The organism is Pseudomonas mosselii, assembly GCF_005796105.1.
Taxonomy (GTDB): domain Bacteria; phylum Pseudomonadota; class Gammaproteobacteria; order Pseudomonadales; family Pseudomonadaceae; genus Aquipseudomonas; species Aquipseudomonas mosselii_C.
The window spans coordinates 462,948-487,355 of sequence record NZ_VAUO01000002.1; the positions used below are offsets into that span (position 1 = coordinate 462,948).

General features: G+C 63.0%; 24 protein-coding genes. 9 read left to right on the forward strand and 15 right to left on the reverse strand.

Features of this window, described 5'->3' with window-relative positions:
* Positions 1–152: 152 nt before the first annotated feature.
* The 4 genes from FEM01_RS07105 to FEM01_RS07120 are packed head-to-tail and all read left to right on the forward strand — an operon-like array spanning position 153 to position 4,357.
* Positions 153–1,178, forward strand: a complete 1,026-nt coding sequence (locus tag FEM01_RS07105; protein WP_138218683.1) for an ABC transporter ATP-binding protein — start codon at positions 153–155, stop codon at positions 1,176–1,178.
* On the forward strand, positions 1,175–2,119 hold the full coding sequence (locus FEM01_RS07110; RefSeq protein WP_138218685.1) for an ABC transporter permease: 945 nt from the start codon (positions 1,175–1,177) through the stop codon (positions 2,117–2,119). The genes FEM01_RS07105 and FEM01_RS07110 overlap by 4 nt, the downstream gene beginning before the upstream one ends.
* Complete coding sequence (locus FEM01_RS07115; protein ID WP_138218687.1) at positions 2,109–2,915, forward strand: ABC transporter permease; 807 nt, start codon at positions 2,109–2,111, stop codon at positions 2,913–2,915. Before FEM01_RS07110 ends, FEM01_RS07115 begins: the two co-directional genes overlap by 11 nt.
* Positions 2,916–2,932: 17 nt before the next feature.
* Entirely contained in the window at positions 2,933–4,357 is a 1,425-nt protein-coding gene (locus FEM01_RS07120; protein ID WP_138218689.1) for a gamma-aminobutyraldehyde dehydrogenase, read from the forward strand.
* Positions 4,358–4,473: 116 nt separating this feature from the next.
* On the opposite strand, the gene FEM01_RS07125 is transcribed toward FEM01_RS07120, so the two are convergent.
* The 3 genes from FEM01_RS07125 to FEM01_RS07135 all read right to left on the reverse strand — a co-directional run bounded on the left by FEM01_RS07125 (position 4,474) and on the right by FEM01_RS07135 (position 8,071).
* Entirely contained in the window at positions 4,474–5,580 is a 1,107-nt protein-coding gene (locus FEM01_RS07125; RefSeq protein WP_138218691.1) for an NADH:flavin oxidoreductase/NADH oxidase, read from the reverse strand.
* Positions 5,581–5,788: 208 nt separating this feature from the next.
* On the reverse strand, positions 5,789–7,498 hold the full coding sequence (gene recJ, locus FEM01_RS07130) for a single-stranded-DNA-specific exonuclease RecJ (protein ID WP_138218693.1): 1,710 nt from the start codon (positions 7,496–7,498) through the stop codon (positions 5,789–5,791).
* Positions 7,499–7,528: 30 nt separating this feature from the next.
* Complete coding sequence (locus FEM01_RS07135; RefSeq protein ID WP_138218695.1) at positions 7,529–8,071, reverse strand: YaeQ family protein; 543 nt, start codon at positions 8,069–8,071, stop codon at positions 7,529–7,531.
* 151 nt (positions 8,072–8,222) lie between these two features.
* Here FEM01_RS07135 and FEM01_RS07140 point away from each other — a divergent pair, with 151 nt between their 5' ends.
* Together FEM01_RS07140 and FEM01_RS07145 are read left to right on the forward strand one after the other, a co-directional pair.
* Positions 8,223–9,422, forward strand: coding sequence for a CaiB/BaiF CoA transferase family protein (locus FEM01_RS07140; RefSeq protein WP_138218697.1), 1,200 nt, complete (start codon positions 8,223–8,225; stop codon positions 9,420–9,422).
* A gap of 19 nt (positions 9,423–9,441) precedes the next feature.
* The gene (locus FEM01_RS07145; RefSeq protein ID WP_138218699.1) at positions 9,442–10,329 is read left to right on the forward strand and encodes a TIGR02285 family protein; all 888 of its coding nucleotides are present in this window, start codon (positions 9,442–9,444) and stop codon (positions 10,327–10,329) included.
* Between the two features lie 134 nt (positions 10,330–10,463).
* Here FEM01_RS07145 and FEM01_RS07150 read toward each other — a convergent pair whose 3' ends face one another.
* From FEM01_RS07150 to ffh, 12 genes are all read right to left on the reverse strand, one after another.
* Positions 10,464–10,751, reverse strand: coding sequence for a DUF3509 domain-containing protein (locus tag FEM01_RS07150; RefSeq protein ID WP_138218701.1), 288 nt, complete (start codon positions 10,749–10,751; stop codon positions 10,464–10,466).
* Between the two features lie 133 nt (positions 10,752–10,884).
* Positions 10,885–11,259, reverse strand: a complete 375-nt coding sequence (locus FEM01_RS07155; RefSeq protein WP_138218703.1) for a histidine kinase — start codon at positions 11,257–11,259, stop codon at positions 10,885–10,887.
* Positions 11,260–11,523: 264 nt separating this feature from the next.
* Positions 11,524–12,933, reverse strand: a complete 1,410-nt coding sequence (gene thrC, locus FEM01_RS07160) for a threonine synthase (protein ID WP_138218705.1) — start codon at positions 12,931–12,933, stop codon at positions 11,524–11,526.
* A 162-nt stretch (positions 12,934–13,095) separates the two neighbouring features.
* The gene (locus FEM01_RS07165; RefSeq protein WP_138218707.1) at positions 13,096–14,400 is read right to left on the reverse strand and encodes a homoserine dehydrogenase; all 1,305 of its coding nucleotides are present in this window, start codon (positions 14,398–14,400) and stop codon (positions 13,096–13,098) included.
* An 82-nt stretch (positions 14,401–14,482) separates the two neighbouring features.
* A complete protein-coding gene (locus FEM01_RS07170; RefSeq protein WP_138218709.1) occupies positions 14,483–15,232 on the reverse strand; it encodes a DsbC family protein in 750 nt (249 codons plus the stop codon).
* 153 nt (positions 15,233–15,385) lie between these two features.
* On the reverse strand, positions 15,386–16,282 hold the full coding sequence (gene xerD, locus FEM01_RS07175) for a site-specific tyrosine recombinase XerD (RefSeq protein ID WP_138218711.1): 897 nt from the start codon (positions 16,280–16,282) through the stop codon (positions 15,386–15,388).
* 52 nt (positions 16,283–16,334) lie between these two features.
* Complete coding sequence (locus tag FEM01_RS07180; protein ID WP_138218713.1) at positions 16,335–16,742, reverse strand: acyl-CoA thioesterase; 408 nt, start codon at positions 16,740–16,742, stop codon at positions 16,335–16,337.
* Positions 16,743–16,886: 144 nt separating this feature from the next.
* A complete protein-coding gene (rplS, locus tag FEM01_RS07185; RefSeq protein WP_011535315.1) occupies positions 16,887–17,237 on the reverse strand; it encodes a 50S ribosomal protein L19 in 351 nt (116 codons plus the stop codon).
* Between the two features lie 42 nt (positions 17,238–17,279).
* Positions 17,280–18,032, reverse strand: a complete 753-nt coding sequence (gene trmD, locus FEM01_RS07190) for a tRNA (guanosine(37)-N1)-methyltransferase TrmD (RefSeq protein ID WP_054895625.1) — start codon at positions 18,030–18,032, stop codon at positions 17,280–17,282.
* Between the two features lie 2 nt (positions 18,033–18,034).
* Positions 18,035–18,571 (reverse strand): ribosome maturation factor RimM, encoded by a 537-nt coding sequence (gene rimM / locus FEM01_RS07195; protein WP_138218715.1) that lies wholly within the window; start codon positions 18,569–18,571, stop codon positions 18,035–18,037.
* A 5-nt stretch (positions 18,572–18,576) separates the two neighbouring features.
* Complete coding sequence (gene rpsP, locus FEM01_RS07200) at positions 18,577–18,828, reverse strand: 30S ribosomal protein S16 (protein WP_008094480.1); 252 nt, start codon at positions 18,826–18,828, stop codon at positions 18,577–18,579.
* A gap of 232 nt (positions 18,829–19,060) precedes the next feature.
* Positions 19,061–20,437 carry a signal recognition particle protein gene (gene ffh, locus FEM01_RS07205; protein ID WP_138218717.1) on the reverse strand — a complete coding sequence of 459 codons (1,377 nt, stop codon included), beginning with the start codon at positions 20,435–20,437 and terminating at the stop codon, positions 19,061–19,063.
* A gap of 364 nt (positions 20,438–20,801) precedes the next feature.
* Here ffh and FEM01_RS07210 point away from each other — a divergent pair, with 364 nt between their 5' ends.
* The 3 genes from FEM01_RS07210 to FEM01_RS07220 all read left to right on the forward strand — a co-directional run bounded on the left by FEM01_RS07210 (position 20,802) and on the right by FEM01_RS07220 (position 24,353).
* Entirely contained in the window at positions 20,802–21,611 is an 810-nt protein-coding gene (locus FEM01_RS07210) for a cytochrome C assembly family protein (RefSeq protein ID WP_138218719.1), read from the forward strand.
* Positions 21,612–21,620: 9 nt separating this feature from the next.
* Entirely contained in the window at positions 21,621–22,808 is a 1,188-nt protein-coding gene (locus tag FEM01_RS07215; RefSeq protein ID WP_138218721.1) for a transporter associated domain-containing protein, read from the forward strand.
* A 240-nt stretch (positions 22,809–23,048) separates the two neighbouring features.
* On the forward strand, positions 23,049–24,353 hold the full coding sequence (locus FEM01_RS07220; RefSeq protein ID WP_138218723.1) for an MFS transporter: 1,305 nt from the start codon (positions 23,049–23,051) through the stop codon (positions 24,351–24,353).
* The last annotated feature ends 55 nt before the right edge of the window (positions 24,354–24,408 follow it).

A 24,408-nucleotide genomic window follows, 5' to 3' on the forward strand; every position in this document is an offset into this window, starting at 1 on the left:
TTGGAGCGGGGTCACCCGCCAAGCATGCAGCTCAGTGAATGGCACCGGCCTAAAGGCCGGTGTTCGCGGGTAAACCCGCTCCTACAGGGACCGCGCATACCTTGAGTTAAGCGCTGAACCTGTTGACACGCGACCAAAGCCGGAGCTACCGAATGCCCCCAGCAGTCCAGTTCACCCAGGTTTGCCGCACCTTCGGCGAAGTCAGGGCAGTCGACCAAGTCAGCATCGACATCCAGGATGGCGAGTTCTTCTCCATGCTCGGCCCCTCCGGTTCGGGCAAGACCACCTGCCTGCGCCTGATCGCCGGTTTCGAGCAGCCCAGCAGCGGCTCGATCCGCATTCACGGCAGCGAGGCAGCGGGCCTGCCGCCTTACCAACGCGACGTCAACACCGTGTTCCAGGACTACGCCCTGTTCCCGCACATGAATGTACGTGACAACGTGGCCTATGGCCTGAAGGTCAAAGGCGTGGCCAAAGCCGAGCGGCACGCCCGCGCCAACGAAGCCTTGGGCATGGTCGCCCTGGACGGTTACGGTGATCGCAAACCCGCGCAGCTGTCTGGCGGCCAGCGTCAGCGGGTGGCGCTGGCCCGCGCGCTGGTCAACCGTCCGCGTGTGCTGCTGCTCGACGAGCCCTTGGGCGCGCTGGATTTGAAACTACGCGAGCAGATGCAGGGCGAGTTGAAAAAGCTTCAGCGCCAACTGGGCATCACCTTCATCTTCGTCACCCATGATCAGACCGAAGCACTGTCGATGTCCGACCGGGTGGCGGTGTTCAACCACGGGCGTATCGAGCAAGTCGATACCCCGCGCAACCTCTACATGAAGCCGGCCACCACGTTCGTGGCCGAGTTCGTCGGCACCTCCAACGTACTGCGCGGCGCACTGGCGCAGCAGCTCAGTGGTAGCACACAGCCGTTCTCGATCCGCCCCGAACACATCCGGCTGGGTGGCAGTACAAGCGCCCATGAGGTGCAGGTGGACGGCGAGCTGCATGACATCCAGTACCAAGGCAGCGCCACGCGCTTCGAACTCAGGCTCGACAGCGGCCAGATACTCGCCGTGAGCCAGGCCAACGACCAGTGGCTGGAACATCCGCCGCTGTGGCAAACCGGCCAGCGCGTGCAGGCCAGCTGGCCACGCGAGGCGATGACCGCGCTGCAGGAAACCCAGCCATGAGCCTGGCCGTGCCAGCGGCGCAGGCGCAGGCCGCGCCGCTACGGCGCCTGAGCAACCTACTGTACCGGCGCCCGAACCTGTACCTGCTGATGCTGCTGATTCCGCCTTTACTATGGTTCGGCGCGATCTACCTGGGTTCGCTGCTGAACCTGCTCTGGCAGGGCTTCTACACCTTCGACGACTTCTCCATGACGGTGACGCCGGAACTGACCCTGGCCAACTTCACCGCGCTGTTCAGCCCGTCGAACTTCGACATCATCCTGCGCACCTTGAGCATGGCCGTGGCCGTGTCGCTGGCCAGCGCCGCCCTGGCCTTCCCCATCGCCTACTACATGGCCCGGTACACCCGTGGCCGGACCAAGGCGTTCTTCTACATCGCGGTGATGATGCCGATGTGGGCCAGCTACATCGTCAAGACCTACGCCTGGACCTTGCTGCTGGCCAAAGGCGGGGTGGCGCAGTGGTTCATCCAGCAGTTGCACCTGGAAGGCGTGTTGCAGTGGGTGCTGGGCATCCCAGGCGTGGGCGGCAGTACGCTGTCCACCTCGCACCTGGGGCGCTTTCTGGTGTTCGTGTACATCTGGCTGCCGTTCATGATCCTGCCGATCCAGGCCGCGCTGGAACGCCTGCCGCCGTCGCTGCTGCAAGCCTCGGCAGACCTCGGCGCGCGCCCTCGGCAAACCTTCATGCAGGTGGTACTGCCACTATCAGTGCCGGGCATCGCTGCGGGTTCGATCTTCACCTTCTCGCTGACCTTGGGCGACTTCATCGTGCCGCAACTGATCGGCCCGCCCGGCTACTTCATCGGCAGCATGGTCTACGCCCAGCAAGGGGCGATCGGCAACATGCCCATGGCGGCGGCCTTCACCCTGGTGCCGATTGTGCTGATCGCCATCTACCTGTCCATCGTCAAACGCCTGGGGGCCTTCGATGCACTCTGAGAACGCCTCATGGGGCCTGCGCCTGGCGGCTTGGGGCGGGCTGGTGTTCCTGCACTTCCCGATCCTGATCATCCTGCTGTACGCCTTCAATACCGAGGATGCCGCGTTCAGTTTTCCGCCCCAGGGATTCACCCTGAACTGGTTCGCCGTGGCCTTCGCCCGAGCCGATGTCCTGGAGGCGATCACGCTGTCGCTACAGGTGGCATGCCTGGCTACGGCAATTGCCCTGGTGCTGGGCACTTTGGCCTCGGTAGCGCTGTACCGACGCGATTTCTTCGGCAAGGAAAGCATCTCACTGATGCTGATCCTGCCCATCGCGCTGCCCGGCATCATCACCGGTATCGCCCTGCTCTCGGCATTCAAGGCGCTTGGCGTGGAGCCTGGGTTGTTCACCATCGTGGTCGGCCACGCGACGTTCTGCGTAGTGATCGTCTACAACAACGTCATCGCCCGCTTGCGGCGCACCTCGCAAAGCTTGATCGAAGCCTCGATGGACTTGGGCGCCGACGGCTGGCAGACCTTCCGCTACATCATCCTGCCCAACCTCGGTTCAGCCTTGTTGGCCGGAGGCATGCTGGCCTTCGCCCTGTCGTTCGACGAAATCATCGTCACCACCTTCACCGCCGGCAACGAGCGCACCCTGCCGATCTGGCTGCTCAACCAGCTCAATCGCCCAAGGGACGTGCCGGTGACCAATGTGGTCGCCATGCTGGTGATGATGGTGACCATGCTGCCGATTCTCGGCGCCTATTACCTGACCCGCGGCGGTGAAAGCGTGGCGGGCAGCGGCAAATGACCCACAAGGAGTTCACGATGCAAACCCGAATGTTGATCAACGGCCGCCTGGTCAATGGCGAAGGCCCGGCCTGGACGGTACTCGACCCGGCCACGGGTACTGCCCTGGCGCAAATCAACGAGGCCACCGAGGCCCAGGTAGACACCGCCGTGCGCGCCGCCGAGCAGGCGTTCGACGGTTGGTCACAGACCACGCCCAAGGAGCGCTCGGCAGCCCTGTTGGCCATCGCCGATGTGATCGAAGCGCACGCCGAGGAACTGGCCCGGCTCGAATCGCAGAACTGCGGCAAGCCCTACCCCGCCGCGCTGGGCGACGAGATCCCGGCCATCGCCGATGTGTTCCGTTATTTCGCCGGAGCTGCACGCTGCTTGGGCGGTTCGGCGGCTGGTGAATACCTGCCGGGGCATACCTCGATGATCCGCCGCGACCCACTGGGCGTGGTGGCCTCCATCGCACCCTGGAACTACCCACTGATGATGCTGGCGTGGAAAATCGCTCCGGCCTTGGCTGCCGGCAACACGGTGGTGATCAAGCCCTCGGAACTCACCCCACTGACCGCCCTGCGTCTGGGCGAGCTGGCCCAGGCACTGCTGCCGGCTGGGGTGCTCAACATTCTGTTCGGACGCGGCCAGAGCGTCGGCAACCCACTGGTCACCCACGCCAAAGTGCGCATGGTTTCGCTGACCGGCTCCATCCCCACCGGCGCGCACATCATCGGAGCCACCGCCAACAGCGTGAAACGCATGCACATGGAACTGGGCGGCAAGGCGCCGGTGCTGGTGTTCGACGATGCCGACATCGACGCGGCCATCGACGGCATCCGTACCTTTGGCTTCTACAACGCAGGCCAGGACTGTACGGCCGCCTGCCGGCTGTATGTGCAAGATGGCATCTACGAGCAGTTCGTCGAACGCCTTGGCGCAGCAGTGGCCAGTATCAAACCCGGCCTGCAGGACGCCGAGGGTACTGAACTCGGCCCGCTGATCAGTGCCCAACACCGCGACAAAGTCGCAGGCTTGGTGCAACGCGCCATCGCCCTGCCGCACATCCGCCTGGTGACCGGTGGCAAAGCCATACCAGGCGACGGTTTCTTCTTCGAGCCGACCGTGCTGGCCGATGCCCAGCAGGATGATGAGATCGTACGCCACGAAGTATTCGGTCCGGTGGTGTCGGTTACCCGCTTCACCGACGAAGCGCAGGCGCTGGAATGGGCCAACGACTCCGAGTACGGCCTGGCCTCATCGGTCTGGACCCGCGACACCGGGCGTGCCCACCGCCTGGCGGCACGCCTGCAATATGGCTGCACCTGGGTGAACACGCACTTCATGCTGGTCAGCGAAATGCCCCATGGCGGGCAGAAGCACTCGGGGTACGGCAAAGACATGTCGATGTATGGGCTGGAGGACTACACCTGCGTGCGGCATGTGATGTTCAAGCATTGATGCTTTGTTGAAGCTACCGTCCTCTTCGCGGGCAAGCCCGCTCCCACAGGTACCGCGCCTGCCTCAGGCTAAGCGCAGTATCTGCGGGAGCGGGCTTGCCCGCGAAGAGTCAAACACTAATCCCTCAGGTCCGACTCGTGGATCGGATTGGCCCGACTGGTAGCGCGCTGATATTGGGCAGGCCACGTGGCCTTGTTGCCGCCCAGGTCGTCGTCGGCATGCAGCGGCCAGTAAGGATCGCGCAGCAGTTCACGAGCAAGAAAAATCACATCGGCCTGGCCGGTACGCAGGATGTGTTCGGCCTGCGCAGGCTCGGTGATCATGCCAACTGTGCCAGTCGCGATTTCCGACTCCTTGCGCACGCGTTCGGCAAAGCGTGTCTGGTAACCGGGGCCGGTGGGGATCTCGGCATTGACCGAAGTGCCGCCGGATGACACGTCGATCAGGTCAACGCCCAAGACGCGCAGGCGGCGGGCCAGCTCGACGGTTTCATCGGGGTTCCAGCCGTCTTCTACCCAGTCGGTGGCTGAGACGCGCACGAACAACGGCAGCTCCTGTGGCCAGACCTTGCGCACCGCCTCGGTCACTTGCAAAGTGAGGCGGATGCGGTTTTCGAAGCAACTGCCGTACTCGTCACGGCGCTGGTTGCTCAGTGGCGAGAGGAACTGGTGCAGCAAATAGCCATGCGCGGCATGGATCTCGACCACCTTGAAGCCGGCCTCCAGTGCCCGCTCGGTGGCGCTGACGAACGCATCGATGATCTGCTGGATGTCCTCCTTGCTCAACTCCCGTGGCGGGGTGTGTTCGGGGTCGAAGGCAATCTTCGACGGCCCTACCGGTTGCCAGCCGCCCTCTTCAGGCTTGACGCTGCCATGCTTGCCAAGCCAGGGGCGATAGGTGCTCGCCTTGCGTCCGGCGTGAGCAAGCTGGATGCCTGGTACGGCACCCTGGGCAGTGATGAAACGGGTGATGCGTTGCAACGGGGCGATCTGTTGATCGCTCCACAGGCCAAGGTCATCGGCCGTAATGCGACCATCGGCGGTGACCGCAACGGCTTCGGTGATCACCAGGCCCGCGCCACCTACCGCGCGGCTGCCCAGATGCACCAGATGCCAGTCGTTGGCCAGGCCGTCGGCGGCGGAATACTGGCACATGGGGGATACGGCAATGCGGTTGGGCAGGGTGAGTTGGCGTAGGGTGTAGGGCTCAAGCAGCAGGCTCATGACGGCACCTCCCAGGGACTCCAATGGTTTGTTCCGGTCCGGAGGGTCATTGTAGGGGTGGGGCCGGTACCGGTTTGATTCAGACTAGACCATGGGGGTGGGGTTCGGATTTCTCGGACTCATTGCTTGCGTTTGGGCTGCCGCGAACGGGCCGCAAGCGGCCCTGCCAAATGTCAATTGAAAGGCTGCCAGGCCCGCGTTCAAGCCCTCAGCGCGGCTCCATGTGGGCAATCATCAACTGCACGCTTTCGTTGCCACGAAACTCGTTCACGTCCAGCTTGTACGCCAACTCCACCCAACGCACCGTGGGGTTCGGCCATACGTCGCGGTCAATGCCAAAGGCGATACCGTCCAGGCGTACCGCACCGCACTCGCTCTTGAGCACCACCTTCAAATGCCGCTCACCCACCACACGCTGCTCCACCAACTGGAACACCCCATGGAACAACGGCTCGGGAAAGTGCTGCCCCCAAGGCCCGGCGTTGCGCAGCGCCTTGGCCAGGTCGAGATGGAACTCCTCGACTGCCAGGCTGCCATCAGACAACAACCGGCCAGTCAAATCGTCTTCACCCAGGTGACGCCGCACTTCTTCATCGAAAGCCTGGGCGAATGCCGGGAAATTACCCTCCGGCAGCGACAACCCCGCCGCCATGGCGTGGCCGCCGAACTTGCTGATCAACTGCGGCTGGCGCGCGGCGATGGCATCCAGCGCATCGCGAATGTGAAAGCCCGGCACAGAGCGTGCAGAGCCCTTGAGCACGCCCTCGCCCGCGTCGGCGAACGCGATGGTCGGTCGGTGGTAGCGCTCCTTCAAGCGTGAAGCGAGGATTCCGATCACGCCCTGGTGCCAATCCGCGTCGAACAGGCACAGGCCATAAGGCATGGACTCAAGCGGCAGGTCCTTGAGTTGGGCCAAAGCCTCGCGCTGCATGCCCTGCTCGATGGACTTGCGATCCTGGTTCAAGCCATCGAGTTGCTGCGCCATGTCCAATGCCAACGCCGCGTCATCGCACAGCAGGCACTCGATACCCAGGCTCATGTCGTCCAGACGGCCAGCCGCGTTGAGCCGTGGCCCCAGGATGAAGCCAAGATCGGTAGAGGTGATGCGCCGGTGATCGCGCCGAGCCACTTCGAGAATCGCCTTGAGCCCTGGCCGGGCGCGACCGGCACGGATACGCTCCAGTCCCTGGTGCACCAGGATGCGGTTGTTGGCATCCAGCGGCACCACGTCGGCGACACTGCCCAGCGCCACCAAGTCCAGCAGCTCGCCGATGTTCGGCTGCGGTTGCTGCTCGTAGCGCCCAAGACTGCGCAAACGTGCACGTAGGGCCATCAGCACGTAGAAGATCACCCCGACCCCTGCCAACGCTTTGCTCGGGAATGCGCAACCCGGTTGGTTGGGATTGACGATGGCGTCGGCCGCCGGCAACTGCTCGCCCGGCAAATGGTGGTCGGTCACCAGCACCGTGAGGCCGGCCGCCTTGGCGGCCGCCACCCCTTCTACGCTGGAGATACCGTTATCCACCGTGATCAGCAACTGGGGCTGACGCTGCAGCGCCACCTCGACAATCTCGGGGGTCAGGCCATAACCGTACTCGAAACGATTCGGCACCAGGTAATCGACATGCGCAGCGCCCAGCAGGCGCAGACCCAGGACCCCGACGGTACTGGCGGTGGCGCCGTCAGCATCGAAGTCACCGACGATGAGGATACGCTGGCGTTGATCCAGTGCCTGCAGCAACACGTCCACTGCCGCGTCGATCCCCTTGAGCTGCTGGTACGGCAGTAACCGCGCCAGGCTCTTGTCCAGTTCAGTCTCGGACTGCACGCCACGGGCGGCATATAGGCGAGTCAGCAACGGTGGCAGGTTGCCCAGCAGGGGCAATGTCGGGGGCAGAGGACGGGGTTCGATACGCATGGGGTCTTCAATCGTCAGGTGGAGGCCAGTTCAACCGCGCTCGCCAAGCAGCCACTCCAGCTGCACTTCATGCTGACCACGGTCGTCGGTGACGAATACAGTGCCTTCGCTGATCATCACGTCCCACTTGATGGTGCGCGGCATGTCAGTGGCCAGGGTTTCCAGCACCTCCTGAGGCACTGCGGCAATACTCAGGTTCTTCAGGCCCTTGACCGCATCCAGCACTTTGTTCTGCCATACACGCAGACTGCCGTAGGCCAGCAGGCTGGTGCGCTCGGTGCGACGCGAACACCAGGTCAGGCGCTCAGCATCGGGCTGGCCGACTTCGATCCAGTGCAGGATGCGGTCATCCAGGCTCTTTTCCCACAACGCGGCTTCATCGACATCCGACAGACCACGGCCGAACGACAGGCTCTCGTTGTACCAGAGGGCATATGCCAACAAGCGCACAGCCATGCGCTCCTCGGTTTCGGACGGGTGCCGGGCGATGGTCTGGCGAACGCTTTCGTATACGCCGCGGTCGAGGTCGGTCAGATTCAGTTCGAACTTGTAGGTGGTGGACGGCTGGGCCATGGGCGGGGGCTTCGTTGAAAAAGAAAGGGCGACAGTCTACCCGATCTGGCGCCCGAGGTCGGCTGCGCATTGGCATGGGTGCGACGGCAGTACCTGACACCGTCGAGCTGTGATAAAACCACCGCACCACGCCATTCGCCACGGATGCCCCATGTCTACGCCCAGCAAACCCCTCGCCGGCCTCAAAGTCATCGAGCTTGGCACCCTGATCGCCGGCCCGTTCGCCTCGCGTATCTGCGCCGAGTTCGGTGCCGAGGTGATCAAGGTCGAATCCCCCGATGGCGGCGATCCGCTGCGCAAATGGCGCAAGCTCTACGAAGGCACCTCGCTGTGGTGGTTCGTGCAGGCCCGCAACAAACAGTCGCTCACCCTCAACCTCAAGCACCCCGAAGGGCGCGAGGTGCTCAAGCAGCTACTCGCCGAGGCCGACATCCTGATCGAGAATTTCCGCCCTGGCGTGCTGGAAAAGCTCGGCTTGGGCTGGGACGTGCTACATGCGCTCAATCCGCGCCTGGTCATGGTGCGCCTGTCCGGCTTTGGCCAGACCGGCCCGATGAAAGACCAGCCAGGCTTCGGCGCGGTCGGCGAGTCGATGGGCGGGCTGCGCTACATCACCGGTTTCGAGGACCGTCCGCCAGTGCGCACGGGGATTTCCATCGGTGACTCGATCGCCGCACTGTGGGGCGTGATCGGCGCACTGATGGCCTTGCGTCATCGCGAGGTAAACGGCGGTCAGGGCCAGGTGGTGGACGTGGCCTTGTACGAAGCGATCTTTGCCATGATGGAAAGCATGGTCCCGGAATTCGACGTGTTCGGTTTCATCCGCGAGCGCACCGGCAACATCATGCCTGGCATCACCCCCTCCAGCATCCATACCACTGCCGACGGTCGCCATGTGCAGATTGGTGCCAATGGCGATGCGATCTTCAAGCGCTTCATGCAGGCCATCGGTCGCAACGACCTGGCCGAGGACACGTCGCTGGCCAGCAACGATGGCCGTGATGCGCGCCGCGACGAACTGTACGGGGTGATCGACCGTTGGGCCAACAGCCTGCCGCTGAACCAGGTGATGCAGGTACTCAACGACGCCGAGGTGCCCGCCAGTCGCATCTACTCGGCCCAGGATATGTTCGACGACCCACAGTACCTGGCCCGCGAGATGTTCCTGCAGGCCAAGCTGCCGGACGGCAAGCCGTTCCGAATGCCGGGGATCGTGCCCAAGCTGTCCGACACCCCAGGCTCTGCCGACTGGGTAGGCCCGCAGCTGGGCGAACACACCGACACGGTGCTGGGCGGGCTTGGCTACGATGCCGCCGCCATCGCCCGCCTGCGCCAGAGCGGCGCGGTCTGATACGCCAGGCACCCGGCCCATGTGCAACCTTCGCCTGACGCTGGTTTTCTGCCTGCTGATGAGCGCCTTAAGCGCGCAGGCGCAAGCGCCTCGCGAACATTTGCTATGGCTGGTGCGCGACCTGCCTCCATTCACCATCTTCGAGGGCCCAGCCAAAGGCCAGGGCGTGATCGACCAGATGCTGCCGCTGTTAATCGCGCAGATGCCCGAGTACGACCACAGCATCCTCAGGGTCAACCGTGCCCGCGGCATCCAGATGCTCCAGGGCACGGCGCTCACCTGCGACCCCACGCTGCTGTGGACGCCCGAGCGTGACAAGTACGCGCACTTTTCCAGACCCTCGCTGGCGGTGCTCAGCGGAGGACTGGTGGTTCGCAAACAGGACCAAGGGCTGCTGGCAGCCTACGTCAATGGCCACCAAGTCAACCTGCGCCACCTGATGAGCGACGCCCGGCTCAAGCTGGGTATCGTTGCCGAACGCAGCTACAGCGCCCAGGTCGACGCGATGCTCCAGCAGTTTCCCGACAGCGCGTTGACCCGGCACTATGGCAGCGACGCCACCTCCAGCCTGTTGCAGATGCAGCAGCTCGGCCGGCTGCAAGCGGTACTGGGTTACTGGCACGAATTCCGCTATCTGCTACAGCAACAGGGCAGGTCGGCGCAGGACTATGTGTTCTATCCAATCGAAGGCGTCGATCACTTTCAGCTCTTGCGCGTAGGCTGCACCGACACTGCACAGGGCCGCGAAGCGGTAAACCACATCGACCGCTTGCTGCTGCAACTGCGTCGCGACACGCTCCCCAGCCTGTATACCCAATGGCTGGACCCGGCGCTGCGCGCCGAGTACCTGGAACAGGCAAGGCAGTTGTTCGAGGATGCCGCTGTCGATATCCCCCCACAGCCCTGAACTAGGCAAAAGAAACCCCGGTCGCTGGGGTCGACGACCGGGGTCAAGTGCAAGCCCTGAAGGCTTCGCGCGACAGCGTAACGGCACCGGAGCTAAGCACCGTCACCCTGCCCTTGCTCATTCAGATAGGCCAATCAGGCAAAGGTTCCCTGGGTCTGAGGTTGATGCTGGTGTCGCAGCGCGGCGATCACACAGGGTTGCAGACGCCCTTCGGCGATCTGTAGATCGCGATGCAGGCCATCGACCACGTCGACCAGCAGACGCTGCTCGCGTAACTGACACGCAGCTACCTTGCGCTGGAGGATGAGCGTGCCGTGTTCGTCATGCAGTGTCAGTTGGCGACCGCCATCGGCGTCGAGGCTACCGAGGCTGGCGTGGTAAGGGGCAAGGGCATCGTTGAGCAGTCTGCAGATTCTTTCCATCCGGATCACTCGTTGGCTGTTGGACATACTGGAACTGACCGTCGAGCCCATCGGAAAGTTCGCCCCACAGGCCCGCCTTGTCGAGCATGCGCAGGCAATGTGACAGTTTGCAGGCGATGCGCCAGCGAAGGCTTCAGAGCTGTGCCAGTGCCTGTTGCAGGGCGACCGTCGACATAGGCCACGGTAACTCGCCAACCACGCGAAACCCCTGTGTGCGGGCGTCCTGGGCCAGGTCGAGAGACCTTTCGCCCACCCCTCCGACGAACAGCAACGCTCGCGGGGCGCCGCCCTTGTGCAGACACTGGAACAACGAACGTGCACAGGGCTCAGGCATCCTGTGGTCGAGCACCAACACATCGACACCCTGCTCACGCCCCAACCAGGCGCGGGTGTCGCACAAGTCGTCACTTACGCACACATGGAACACGCCTTGGGCGTTGAAAGCCTGGTGCAGGAAGATCTGATGGAAGGGCCTGGCCTGGTGGATAAGAACACGAAGGCTGTGCACGGGGCGGCTCGCTACGAAATTGAAGAGCCGCACTCTAAGTGTCCCGCATACCACGAACCTATAGGAAACTTCCTAAGTTGACCGATGCTTTTTCCCACATAAGAAAAAGCCCATCCAAAGGATGTAGTGCTGTTCACTTAGGGCTCTGTAGGAGCAGCCTTGCCGCGGCGCCGGACCGGCCGGAAAGGGCCGCAAAGCGGCCCCGACGATCTTAAGTGAACAGCATTACATCTAAAGGATGGGCTCTTCTCGAAGGGCGATACCTTACAGCGGCTTACCACGATTCCCATGCTGGCTGACGAACGCCTGAACGGTCTTCAGGTCGTTGGCCAGCACCGTGCAGCGCTCTTCGCGGCTGAACAGGTCGCTCAGGTGCGCCGGCAGCTCCAGTGCCTTGCCGACACCGGCCTTCTCGACCGCCTCTGGGAACTTGACCGGGTGCGCAGTGCCCAGCACCACCATCGGGGTGTCCAGGCTGCGGCGGCACTCACGGGCCGCCTTGACGCCAATGGCAGTGTGCGGGTCGAGGACCTCACCGGTGCTCTGGAACACCTCGGCGATGGTTTCGCAGGTCTGCTCGTCGGTCACTGCCAGCGAATCGAACAGCTTGCGCGCCTCGGTCCAGCGGTCCTGCTCGACGCTGAAGCCGCCACCTTGCTTGAAGGTGTCCATCAGTTGGGCGACCGCTGCACCGTTGCGACCGTGCAGGTCGAACAGCAAGCGCTCAAAGTTGGACGAGACCATGATGTCCATCGACGGCGACAGGGTCGGGTGCAGGGCATCCTTGACGTACTGATTGCCGCTCATGAAGCGGTGCAGGATGTCGTTGCGGTTGGTGGCGACCACCAGCTGGCTGATCGGCAGGCCCATGTTGCGTGCCAGGTAGCCGGCGAAGATGTCGCCGAAGTTGCCGGTCGGCACCGAGAACGCGACCGAACGAGCCGGGCCACCGAGCTGCAAGGCGGCGTGGAAGTAGTAGACGATCTGGGCCATGATCCGCGCCCAGTTGATCGAGTTGACCGCCACCAAACGCGTGCCTTTGAGGAACGACTGGTCGGCGAAGCTGGCCTTGACCATCTCCTGGCAGTCGTCGAAGTTGCCCTCGATGGCGATGTTGTGGATGTTCTCGCCGAGGATGGTGGTCATCTGGCGGCGCTGCACTTCCGACACGCGCTGGTGCGGGTGCAGGATGAAGATGTCGACGTTATCGCAGCGGCGGCAGCCTTCGATGGCGGCCGAGCCGGTATCACCACTGGTGGCACCGACGATCACCACGCGTTCGCCGCGCTTGAGCAGCACGTGGTCAAGCAGGCGGCCGAGCAGTTGCAGGGCGAAATCCTTGAACGCGAGCGTCGGGCCATGGAACAGCTCCATCACCCACTCGTTGCCATTGAGCTGGCGCAGCGGCGCCACCGCGGCGTGAGCGAAGTTGCCGTAGGTTTCTTCGAGGATTTTCTTGAAGTCGGCGTCAGCGATGCTGCCTTCGACGAACGGGCGCATCACCCGGAAGGCCAGCTCGTGGTACGGCAGGCCAGCCCAGGAGGCGATCTCTTCCTGGGTGAAGCGTGGCAGGTTTTCAGGAACGTACAGGCCGCCATCGGTGGCAAGGCCGGCCAACAGCACGTCTTCGAAGTTCAGGGCCGGAGCCTGGCCGCGGGTACTGATATAACGCATGGGTGCAAACCTTCGGTTTGAGCGGCAAGTCGCGAGCTGCAAGCTACAAGAAAAAAGCCGATCGGCGATGCTCTTGCGCAGGATGCCCCTACTTTGCCGCAAATGTAATCATTCAGAGCCCCAACACGAGCTGCTTGCAGCTTGTAGCGTGGGGCTTACCGCTTAGTTGAGCTGTTCGACGCGGATGCGCACGACATTGCCGACCACATCCTGGAGCGCCTCAAGAGCAACGATGGCGTCATCGATGCGCTGCTCGACCACACGATGGGTCAGCAGGATCATCGGCACCAGGCCGTCCTGTTCCTCGGCTTCCTTCTGCATGATCGACTCGATGTTAATGCCACGCTCGGAGAGGATGCTCGCCACCTGGGCCAGGACACCGGGATGATCCTTGGCCTGGATCCGCAGGTAGTAGGCGCTCTCGCACGCATCAATTGGCAGGATCGGGTGGTCCGACAGCGAATCGGGCTGGAAGGCCAGGTGCGGGACGCGGTTCTCTGGGTCCGAGGTCATGGCACGCACCACATCCACCAGGTCGGCCACCACCGACGAAGCGGTCGGTTCCATGCCGGCGCCGGCGCCGTAGTACAGCGTGGAGCCTGCGGCATCGCCGTTGACCATCACCGCGTTCATCACGCCATTGACGTTGGCGATCAGACGGTCGCTTGGGATCAGCGTCGGGTGTACGCGCAGCTCGATACCGGCCTGGGTGCGGCGCGCCACGCCCAGGTGCTTGATGCGATAGCCCAGGGCCTCGGCGTAATTGACATCAGCGGTGGTCAGCTGGGTGATGCCTTCGGTGTAGGCTTTGTCGAATTGCAGCGGGATGCCAAAGGCGATGGATGCCAGGATGGTCAGCTTGTGCGCCGCATCGATGCCCTCGACGTCGAACGTTGGGTCGGCTTCGGCGTAACCCAGCGCCTGGGCTTCGGCCAGCACGTCCGGGAAAGCGCGGCCTTTCTCGCGCATTTCGGTGAGGATGAAGTTGCCGGTGCCGTTGATGATCCCGGCCAGCCAGTTGATGCGGTTGGCCGACAGGCCTTCGCGGATTGCCTTGATCACCGGGATGCCACCGGCTACCGCCGCTTCGAAGGCAACGATGACGCCCTTCTCGCGTGCCTTGGCGAAAATCTCGTTGCCGTGCACGGCGATCAACGCCTTGTTGGCAGTGACAACGTGCTTGCCGTTGTCGATGGCCTTGAGTACCAGGTCACGGGCGATGGTATAGCCGCCGATCAGCTCGATGACGATATCGATCTCGGGGTTGCTGGCAACTTCGAACACGTCAGCGGTAATGGGGGTACCGGTAATCTGGCAGTTCGGGTTCTGCGAGCGCATGGCAATCTGTGCCACTTCAATACCGCGCCCGGCACGGCGGGCAATCTCCTCGGCGTTGCGCTGAAGTACATTGAAGGTACCGCCACCGACGGTCCCCAACCCACAGATGCCTACTTTGACCGGTTTCACTGTGAACTCCCCATTGAACGGCCGGCACCTGCGCCGACCGTGAAACATGCCGTCACCCCATGACGACGGCGTACTGAATTGATTACTTGCTAGCGGCCAAGGCCAACTTGGCCACTTGTGGTGCCGGCTGGTAGCCCGGAATCACCTGGCCGCTCTGCAGCACGATCGCCGGCGTGCCGTTGACGCCAATCGACTGCCCCAGGGCAAACTGCTTGCCAACCGGGTTCTCGCACTTGGCGGCCTTGATTTCTTTGCCATCGACCATCTTGTCCATTGCCGCGCGGCGGTCGCTGGAGCACCACACGGCCTGCAACTGTTCGTCACCCGCCGAGCCCAGGCCCTGGCGCGGGAAGGCGACGTAGCGCACTTCGATACCGCGCTTGTTCAGTTCGGGGATTTCGGCGTGCAGCTTGTGGCAGTAAGGGCAGGTGGTGTCGGTGAACACGGTGATGTGCGACTTGGTTTCGCCCTTGGCCGGGTACACGACCATTTCGGCGGTCGGAATGCCATTGATCAGCTTGGCGATGCCTTGACGCTCGGTTTTCTCGGTGAGGTTGACCGGCTTGCCATCCTGGATCTGGAACAGGTAGCCCTGCATCACGAACTGGCCATCGGCACTGGCGTACAGCACACGGCCACCTTGCAGCTTGACTTCGTACAGGCCATTGAGTGGGCTGCTGGCAACGCTCTCGACCGGCACTTCAAGCGAAAGGTTCTGCAACGACTTGCGGATCGCCTGCTCGGCGCTGGCATTGCTATCAGTCGCCGCGGCGGCGGCAAAGGTGCTGGCCAGCGCCAGGGCGGCGGCGGCAAAAAGCTGGGTCACGCGCATGGGAACTCCTGAGGGCGGACGGGGCCGATGAAACACGCCTGCGGCTGGAAATGCGGCGTTCGTGCGGCCCTTGCAACAAACCGTCCAAGCCTACCACAACAGACGCCTTCGGAATGTCCTCTCAAGCACCGGTCGGCGGAACATGAAAATCATTCATCCGCGCGGATGATGCTGGGCATGCAGCTGTTGCAGGCGTGCCTTGGCCACGTGGGTGTAGATCTGCGTGGTCGACAAATCACTGTGGCCCAGTAGCATCTGCACCACGCGCAGGTCGGCGCCGTGGTTGAGCAGGTGAGTGGCGAAAGCATGCCGCAAGGTGTGCGGCGACAGCGGTTTGTCGATGCCTGCCACCTGGGCGTGATGTTTGATCCGGTGCCAGAAGGTCTGGCGCGTCATCTGCTCGCCGCGCTGGCTAGGAAACAACACGTCGCTGGGGCGTCCATTGAGCAGTTCGGCGCGGCCATCGCGCAAGTAACGCTCGACCCACAACACCGCCTCCTCGCCCATCGGCACCAGGCGCTCCTTGCTCCCCTTGCCCATCACCCGCAACACACCCTGGCGCAGGTTGACCTGATCCAGGGTGAGGCTGACCAGTTCGGTCACACGCAAACCACAGGCATACAGCACTTCAAGCATGGCCCGGTCGCGCTGGCCGATGGCTTCGCTGCGCTCGGGTGCTTGCAGCAACGCTTCGACATCGGCTTCGGACAGCGACTTGGGCAGCGGACGTCCCAACTGCGGCATGTCCACCTGCAACGTCGGATCGACGCCAATCAGTCGTTCGCGCAACAAATACCGGTAGAAACCACGTACGCCGGACAGAAAGCGCGCCGTCGAACGAGGCTTGTAGGCCTGATCGAAACGCCAGGCCAGGTGATCGAGGATCAGCTCGCGCCCAGCGTCGGGCAAGGCCACGCCTTTGTCCTGCAACCAGCCGTTGAACAGGGCCAAGTCGCTGCGGTACGAGGTGCGGGTGTTATCGGACAGGCCTTTTTCCAGCCAAAGGGCATCGAGGAACTGGCCGATCAGGGGGTGGTCGAGGGCAGCCATGGGTACCAGAGAGTCAAGTCGCCAAATGTCTTAAAGCAGATTACCGCTTGCCTCAAACCTGCGGCAATACCGGCACCGGACGCTTGTCTTCATCGATGGCAACGAAGCTGAACACACCATGGATCGCCCGCTCGCGGCCGTCGAGGTACATGTTCTCGACGAACACATCCACCTGCACCTGCAAGCTGGTGTTGCCGACTTTCACCACCGTACCGACCAACTCGACGATGGTGCCCGCTGGAATCGGGTGCTTGAAGTCGATCCGGTCGGTGGGCACGGTCACCAGGGGCAGGCGACAAAAACGCGTGGCGGCGATGAACGACACTTCGTCCATCCAGGCCAAGGCGGTACCGCCGAACAAGGTGTTGTGGTGGTTGGTGGTATTGGGGAACACCGCCTTGGTCACACGGGTGACCGACAGCTCGGTGCGGCGCTGGATTTCCTGCTCGCGCGGGGTCATGGGCAACTCACGTCTAAGGGGGTTGAGGACAGTGGCGCCTGCTGCTTGGGGTAGATCCATCGACGCAGGACGCAGAAAGCAAAAAAGCAGCCCGAAGGCTGCTTTTTTCTCGCTAGGCGGCCTCGGCCACCGGGCAAACTGTACTCAGGACAGTTTTTCCTTGATGCGAGCGGCTTTGCCGGACAGGTCGCGCAGGTAGTACAGCTTGGCTTTACGCACGTCACCACGACGTTTCACGGCCAGGCTGTCGATCTGCGGGCTGTAGGTCTGGAAGGTACGCTCTACGCCAACGCCGCTGGAGATCTTGCGCACGGTGAAGGCGCTGTTCAGACCGCGGTTACGCTTGGCGATAACGACGCCTTCGAACGCCTGCAGACGCGAGCGGTCGCCTTCCTTCACTTTAACCTGGACGACAACGGTGTCGCCGGGTGCGAAGGTCGGGATCTCTTTGCTCATCTGCTCGGCTTCGAGCTGCTGGATGATCTTGTTGGTCATGCTGTGCTCCTAAGATGGATACGCGATCCACCATCGATACGTTTAACTATCGTCCCGCTCGCGGAGGTATTCCTCGAGCAGCTTCTTCTCTTCTCCAGAAAGCGAGCGACTTTCCAGAAGATCGGCGCGTCGTTCGAAGGTCCTACCAAGGGACTGCTTCATCCGCCAACGCCGGATATGTGCATGGTTGCCACTTAGCAACACGTCGGGTACACGCTGATCCGCATACACCTCAGGTCGGGTGTAGTGCGGGCAATCCAGCAGACCGTCGGTGAAAGAGTCTTCCTCCGCCGAGTCCACATGCCCTAAAGCTCCGGGCAGCAGCCGCGTAACCGCATCGATCAGTACCATGGCCGGCAGCTCGCCACCGGAAAGCACATAGTCACCAATCGACCACTCCTCATCGACATGAGCCTCGATAAAGCGCTCGTCGATGCCTTCATAACGACCGGCGATCAGGATCAACGATTCCTGTTCGGCCAGGCCTTTGACCGCCTGCTGCGTCAGCTTGCGGCCTTGTGGCGAAAGGTAGATCACCTTTGCCGATGCTCCGGTCGCCTGCCTGGCACTGGCCAGGGCGTCTTCCAGAGGCTTGATCTTCATCACCATGCCCGGACCACCGCCAAACGGACGATCATCCACCGTATGATGGCGATCAGTGGTGTAGTCCCGCGGGTTCCAGCAGGTCACTTGGAGCAACCCCTGTTTCACCGCACGGCTGGTAATGCCGTACTCCGTGATGGCCGAGAACATCTCGGGGAACAACGTGACGACTTCTACGCGAAGGTTGCCCATCGTCAGAAATCCGCGTCCCATTCGACACGCATCACACCTGCTTCCAGGTCGACGGCAAGCACGCATTGCGCCGTATAGGGCAATAGACGCTCGCGATCATCCAGGCTGCCTGCGCAAGGCTTGACCACCAATACATCGTTTGCACCGGTCTCCAACAAGTGATCGACCTTGCCGAACAGTTGTTCGTCCTGGTTGATGACTTTCAGACCCACCAACTGGTACCAGTAGTACTCGTCAGCGGCCAGGTTGGGCAAAAGGCTGCGTGGAACGCAGATTTCGTAACCGCTCAGAAGACGGGCTTCATCACGATCATCGAGGCCTTTCAACTTGACGACCAGGCCCTTCTGGGAGCCACGACCGTTGACCAGCTCGACCTGCTTTACCTTGCCTTCGTGCCGAAGCGTCCAGCGCGGGTAATCCAGCAGGTTTTCAATCGGATCGGTAAAGGAATACACCTTCACCTCGCCGCGAACGCCGTGAACCGAAAAAATCTTGCCAACGACGATGAGGTCGTCAGCCTTCTCTGGCGTCGCGTTCATACTGCTCAGGCTGCGGCCTTGGCAGCGTCCTTCAGCAGCTGAGCAACACGCTCAGACGGCTGCGCGCCCTGGCTCAGCCAGTAGGTGACGCGTTCCTGGTTGACCGACAGCTTGACTTCGGCGCCCGATGCGATCGGGTTGAAGAAGCCAACGCGCTCAACGAAACGGCCGTCACGGGCGTTACGCGAGTTGGTCACGGTCAGGTGGTAGAAAGGGCGCTTCTTGGAGCCGCCACGGGCAAGACGGATGGTTACCATGTGAACATCGTTCCTATAGTCGGTGCTGCAAAACTGAATGCCCAATGGGCACACGGGTGCCCAAAAGGCCGCATATTCTCAGGGAATACACGGACATTTGCAAATGCCTTTTTCGGCAGGTGCATGCCCCGCCGCTCAGCCTTGCTGGTTAGAGCCGCCTCAAGACGGCCATGCCCCCGCCGAAGCGGGGTCTGGCGGGCCACCTGATATCAAGGAAGCCCGCCGGATTCGCTTACAGTTTCGGCATGCCGCCACCCGGCAGCATCCCACCCAGGCCACGCATCATCTTGGCCATGCCGCCTTTGGCGGAGAATTTCTTCATCATTTTCTGCATCTGCTTGTGCTGCTTGATCAGCCGGCCGATGTCCTGCACCTGGGTACCGGAGCCCAGTGCGATACGGCGCTTGCGCGAGCCGCTGATCAGTTCAGGGTCGCGACGCTCTGCCGGGGTCATGGAGTTGATGATCGCCTCCATTTGCTTGAACTGCTTCTCGGCCGCACCCTGGGCGTTGCCCATCTGCGACAGGTTGACGCCGCCGATGCTCGGCAGCTTGTCCATCAGGCCGCCAAGGCCGCCCATGTTCTTCATCTGTTGCAGTTGGTCGCGGAAGTCTTCGAGGTCGAAGCCCTTGCCCTTCTTCAGTTTCTTGGCGAGCTTGTCGGCCTTGGCCTTGTCGATGTTCTGCTCGGCCTGCTCGATGAGGCTGAGCACATCGCCCATGCCGAGGATGCGCGAGGCGATGCGGTCTGGGTGGAACGGCTCCAGCGCCTCGGTCTTCTCGCCCATACCGATGAACTTGATCGGCTTGCCGGTGATCGCGCGCACCGACAGCGCGGCACCGCCACGCGCATCACCGTCGACCTTGGTCAGCACCACGCCGGTCAGCGGCAGGGCATCGCCGAAGGCCTTGGCGGTGTTGGCGGCGTCCTGACCGGTCATGGCGTCGACCACGAACAGCGTCTCGATCGGCTTGACTGCGGCGTGCAGGGCCTTGATCTCGTCCATCATGTCGGCGTCGACATGCAGGCGACCAGCGGTATCGACGATCACCACGTCGATGAACTTGAGCTTGGCTTCGCGAATCGCCGCTTCGGCAATGGCCACCGGCTTCTGGCTGATATCGGACGGGAAGAAGGTCACGCCGATGTCATTGGCCAGGGTTTCAAGCTGCTTGATCGCTGCCGGACGATAGACGTCGGCCGACACCACCATCACGGTCTTCTTCTTGCGTTCCTTAAGGTGGCGAGCCAGCTTGCCGGCGGTGGTGGTCTTACCCGCGCCCTGCAAACCGGCCATCAGCACCACGGCGGGCGGCGCGGCGTTGAGCGCGAGCTCTTCGTTGGCGGCGCCCATCAGGCTTTCCAGCTCAGCCTGGACGATCTTCACGAAGGCCTGGCCTGGGGTCAGACTGCGCGACACCTCGGTGCCGACCGCACGCTCCTTGACGCTGTTGACGAAATCCTTGACCACCGGCAGGGCGACGTCGGCCTCAAGCAGGGCCATGCGCACTTCGCGCAGCGTGTCCTTGATATTGTCTTCGGTCAGCTTGGCCTTGCCGGTGACATGGCGCAGCGTCTGTGACAGGCGGTCGGTCAGGTTTTCGAACATGGTGATCCTTTCAGGCCCAGTGAAGCCGAGGTTTTTCAGGCGCCCGGGACACGCGGGGTGGAGGCCGGGCACAACAAGGCGGCGATTATAGCGAAGACTGCCACCTGCGCACACCTTGGAGCGGCAAGCGGCAAGCTTCAAGAAAAAGCGCGATAGGCCACCCCCTGATGCCAGTCAGTTAACCTTTCGCTGCTACTTGATTGAGGCTGCTCTGGCGCCCCAATTGGCTTAGCGGACAGGCATCAGGCCCCCCCTGCTTTTACTTGCCACGTGCAGCTTGCAACTTGAAGCGCGCACCCAGTCTTCCTAGAGCTGCGGGTTCTATGCCAAACTCCGTCCCTTTAGGGCTTGCCTGCCAGGACTTATGTTCTCTTCCCCCAGCCTCATCCCGAATCTGCTCGCTGCCCTGCTCTACGTGGCGGCGACCGTCTACCAGGCCATGGGCCTTGCCCGTGGCGCCCGGGCCGACAAACGGCTGCTCGGCGTACTTGGCGTGCTGGCGGTACTCGCCCAGGGCAGCGCCCTGCTGTTCCAGCTGATCACGCCCCTGGGGCTGAGCCTGGACTTCTTCAGCGCCGCCAGCCTGATCGCTGCCGCCGTGATCGCCCTGACCCTGCTCGCCTGCCTGAGCATTCCCGTGGAAAACCTGCTGGTGCTGCTGTTCCCGCTAGGTGCGGTGACCGCGCTGCTGTCGCAGTTCGCGCCTCCGGGCACCGTGCCGCTGATCAATGAAGAGCCCGGCATCCTCGCCCACATCCTGCTGTCGATCCTGGCCTACGGCCTGTTCACCATCGCGGTGTTCCAGGCGCTGTTGCTGCTGCTGCAGGACCGCCAGCTGAAAAACAAGCACCCGTCCGGGCTGATCCGCAACTTCCCGCCGCTGCAAACCATGGAAAGCCTGCTGTTCGGCTTCCTCTGGGCCGGCTGGATTCTGCTATCGCTGTCGCTGCTCTCGGGCTGGCTGTTCCTCGAAAATCTGTTCGCCCAGCACCTGGTACACAAGACCCTGCTGGCCTGCGTGGCCTGGGTCGTATTCAGCGTGCTGCTGTGGGGGCGTACACGCCTGGGCTGGCGCGGCCACAAGGCCATCCGCTGGACCCTGGCCGGTTTCTGCCTGCTGATGCTGGCCTATTTCGGCAGCAAGCTGGTCCGCGAATTCATCCTGCATATCTGACGACCGCCCATGGACACCTTGCCGTACGCCCCGCTGCTCGGCACCCTCGCACTGGCCCTGTTGTGGTCGGCGCTGTTTAGCGCAGTGGACAGCGCTCGCCAACAGCTCAACGGCCACGCCGAACCTTCCCTGCCAGCCCAGGCCCTGGTGCTGTGCGCCAGCCTTGGCAAACTGCTGGTCATGGGCCTGGCCTGCCTGGTCGGCCAGCGCTACAACGGCGAGCATGGTTTCTGGCTCGCCGGCCTCGGCGCGTCAGCGGCCCTGTTGGTGTTCGCCGAGTTCCTCCCGCGGCGCCTGGCACGGCGCAACCCGCAAGCCTTCCTCAGCCTCGGCGCAAGCCTGCTCAAGTTGCCCTTGGCCATATTGCAACCGCCAGCGCGCCTGCTCGACGGTATCGCCCGGCTGATCCTGCGGCCGTTTCGCGTGCAAGGCACTGCGGTGGCGCTGCACCCACAGGCGCCAGACGACTTCGACCAGGCAGACGTCCCCGAGCAGCCCCAGCATGGCCTGTTCGAGGGCTTGCAGGCACTAGACAAAATCACCGTCAACGACATCCTGGTACCACGCAATGACGTCGATGGGGTCAACCTCGACGAGCCCATCGAGCATATCATCGAGCAACTGATCGTCAGCCGGCACACCCGCCTGCCGGTGTACCACAACGACATCAACCAGGTCGAAGCGGTGCTCAACACCAAGCTGATCAGCCACCTGCTGCCACGTGCCGAGCTGACGCTGGAAAAGCTCCAGGCCGCCTGCTACGAACCCTACTTCATTCCCGAAAGCACGCCCTTGCACATGCAGTTGCTGAACTTCCACAAACAGCAGCGGCGCATGGGCGTGGTGGTGGATGAATACGGCGAAGTGCTGGGCATCGTCACCCTGGAAGACATCCTCGAGGAGATCGTCGGCGAGTTCGAGGACGAGCACAGCCTCGACAACCCCCATGTCCACCCCCAAGCGGACGGGCGCTTCATCATCGAAGGCGCTGCGTCGCTGCGCGAGATCAACCGCACGCTGGGCTGGCACCTGCCCAGCGACGGCGGCCCGAAGACCCTCAACGGGCTGGTCACCGAAGCGCTGGAGAGCATTCCAGCCAGCGCGGTGTGCCTGAAGATCGGCCGCTACCGCCTGGAAATCCTCGCAACCGAGGACAATTGCGCCAGCAAGGTACTGGCCTGGACCGTGACCCGCTAGCTATACTCGGTCGAGCTTATCCAGCCCTGCCCTCACGCCTGCTATCCGCACCCGGCGCCCGATGGCCAGTCCGCACCACTGACACGCCCCGCGGTCCTGCTTCAGTACCCCGAATCAGCCCGCCCCTGCTCTTACCCCTGGGCCATCGTCAGCCGCGCGAACCATAACAATACGCTCCCGCCGCCTTGCGCCCGCCGTATGGCCGCGCCCATGGAGCATCGACTGTCAGGGACCTATGCAATGACATCCAGCAGCACTTACGCCGAGCCTGCCCCGGCAACCCCGGTCAACTCCCCTGCCCGGGTGGCCACCGCCAGCTTCATCGGCACCGCCATCGAATTCTACGATTTCTACGTCTACGCCACCGCCGCTGCGCTGGTGATCGGCCCCATATTCTTCCCCTCGGGCTCCGGCACCGTGCAGATGCTCGCCGCCTTCCTCACCTTTGGCATCGCCTTCCTCGCGCGCCCGTTGGGCTCGGCACTGTTCGGCCACTTCGGCGACCGCATCGGACGCAAGTCGACACTGGTCGCGTCGCTACTGCTGATGGGCGTGTCGACCACGCTGATCGGCGTGCTGCCCGGCTATGACAGCATCGGTATCTGGGCCCCGATCATTCTGTGCGTGCTGCGCTTCGGCCAGGGCCTGGGACTGGGCGGTGAATGGGGCGGCGCGGCACTGCTGGCCACCGAGAACGCACCGCAGGGCAAGCGCGCGTGGTTCGGCATGTTCCCGCAACTGGGCCCATCGATCGGCTTCCTGGCCGCCAATGGCCTGTTCCTGACCCTGGCACTGGTGCTGGACGACCAGCAGTTCCGCGAGTGGGGCTGGCGCATTCCGTTCCTGCTCAGCGCCGCCCTGGTGATCGTGGGCCTGTACGTGCGCCTGAAGCTCGAAGAAAGCCCCGTGTTCGCCCAAGCCGTGGCACGTCACGAACGCGTGAAACTGCCAGTGGTGGACCTGTTCAGCCAATACTGGCTGCCGACCCTGCTGGGCGCTGCGGCGATGGTGGTGTGTTACGCGCTGTTCTACATCTCCACGGTGTTCTCGCTGAGCTACGGCGTCTCGACCCTAGGGTACAGCCGCGAGAGCTTCCTCGGCATGCTGTGCTTCGCCGTAGTCTTCATGGCCCTGGCCACGCCGCTGTCGGCCTGGCTGAGCGACCGCTACGGGCGCAAGCCGGTGCTGATCGTCGATGGCTTGCTGGCGGTAGCGTCGGGCTTTGCCATGGAGCCACTGCTCACCTCAGGCTCCACGACCGGGGTGGCCCTGTTCCTGAGCATTGAGCTGTTCCTGATGGGGGTGACCTTCGCTCCGATGGGCGCGCTGCTGCCAGAGCTGTTCCCGACCCACGTGCGCTACACCGGCGCCTCGGCGGCCTACAACCTGGGCGGCATCGTCGGCGCCTCGGCGGCACCTTTCTTCGCCCAGCAACTGGTGAGCATGGGTGGGTTGAGCTGGGTGGGCGGCTACGTGTCGGCGGCGGCAGTGATCAGCCTGATTGCCGTGCTGTGCCTGAAAGAGACGCGTGATACGCAGCTCTGAGCGGCAAGCGGCAAGCTACAAGAGAAAGCAGACCGCACGCGGCTCCGCTCTTTCT

Coding starts and splice junctions, on each gene's coding strand:
- FEM01_RS07110 (WP_138218685.1), top strand. CDS start 1,175: ATGAGCCTGGCCGTGCCAGCGGCGCAGGCGCAGGCCGCGCCGCTACGG.
- FEM01_RS07135 (WP_138218695.1), bottom strand. CDS start 8,071: ATGGCCCAGCCGTCCACCACCTACAAGTTCGAACTGAATCTGACCGAC.
- FEM01_RS07170 (WP_138218709.1), bottom strand. CDS start 15,232: ATGCGCGTGACCCAGCTTTTTGCCGCCGCCGCCCTGGCGCTGGCCAGC.
- ffh (WP_138218717.1), bottom strand. CDS start 20,437: ATGTTCGAAAACCTGACCGACCGCCTGTCACAGACGCTGCGCCATGTC.
- xerD (WP_138218711.1), bottom strand. CDS start 16,282: ATGGCTGCCCTCGACCACCCCCTGATCGGCCAGTTCCTCGATGCCCTT.
- FEM01_RS07120 (WP_138218689.1), top strand. CDS start 2,933: ATGCAAACCCGAATGTTGATCAACGGCCGCCTGGTCAATGGCGAAGGC.
- FEM01_RS07210 (WP_138218719.1), top strand. CDS start 20,802: ATGTTCTCTTCCCCCAGCCTCATCCCGAATCTGCTCGCTGCCCTGCTC.
- rpsP (WP_008094480.1), bottom strand. CDS start 18,828: ATGGTAACCATCCGTCTTGCCCGTGGCGGCTCCAAGAAGCGCCCTTTC.
- FEM01_RS07105 (WP_138218683.1), top strand. CDS start 153: ATGCCCCCAGCAGTCCAGTTCACCCAGGTTTGCCGCACCTTCGGCGAA.
- FEM01_RS07115 (WP_138218687.1), top strand. CDS start 2,109: ATGCACTCTGAGAACGCCTCATGGGGCCTGCGCCTGGCGGCTTGGGGC.
- FEM01_RS07180 (WP_138218713.1), bottom strand. CDS start 16,742: ATGACCCCGCGCGAGCAGGAAATCCAGCGCCGCACCGAGCTGTCGGTC.
- FEM01_RS07150 (WP_138218701.1), bottom strand. CDS start 10,751: ATGGAAAGAATCTGCAGACTGCTCAACGATGCCCTTGCCCCTTACCAC.
- rimM (WP_138218715.1), bottom strand. CDS start 18,571: ATGAACGCGACGCCAGAGAAGGCTGACGACCTCATCGTCGTTGGCAAG.
- FEM01_RS07140 (WP_138218697.1), top strand. CDS start 8,223: ATGTCTACGCCCAGCAAACCCCTCGCCGGCCTCAAAGTCATCGAGCTT.
- trmD (WP_054895625.1), bottom strand. CDS start 18,032: ATGGGCAACCTTCGCGTAGAAGTCGTCACGTTGTTCCCCGAGATGTTC.
- rplS (WP_011535315.1), bottom strand. CDS start 17,237: ATGACCAACAAGATCATCCAGCAGCTCGAAGCCGAGCAGATGAGCAAA.
- recJ (WP_138218693.1), bottom strand. CDS start 7,498: ATGCGTATCGAACCCCGTCCTCTGCCCCCGACATTGCCCCTGCTGGGC.
- FEM01_RS07145 (WP_138218699.1), top strand. CDS start 9,442: ATGTGCAACCTTCGCCTGACGCTGGTTTTCTGCCTGCTGATGAGCGCC.
- FEM01_RS07125 (WP_138218691.1), bottom strand. CDS start 5,580: ATGAGCCTGCTGCTTGAGCCCTACACCCTACGCCAACTCACCCTGCCC.
- thrC (WP_138218705.1), bottom strand. CDS start 12,933: ATGCGTTATATCAGTACCCGCGGCCAGGCTCCGGCCCTGAACTTCGAA.
- FEM01_RS07215 (WP_138218721.1), top strand. CDS start 21,621: ATGGACACCTTGCCGTACGCCCCGCTGCTCGGCACCCTCGCACTGGCC.
- FEM01_RS07220 (WP_138218723.1), top strand. CDS start 23,049: ATGACATCCAGCAGCACTTACGCCGAGCCTGCCCCGGCAACCCCGGTC.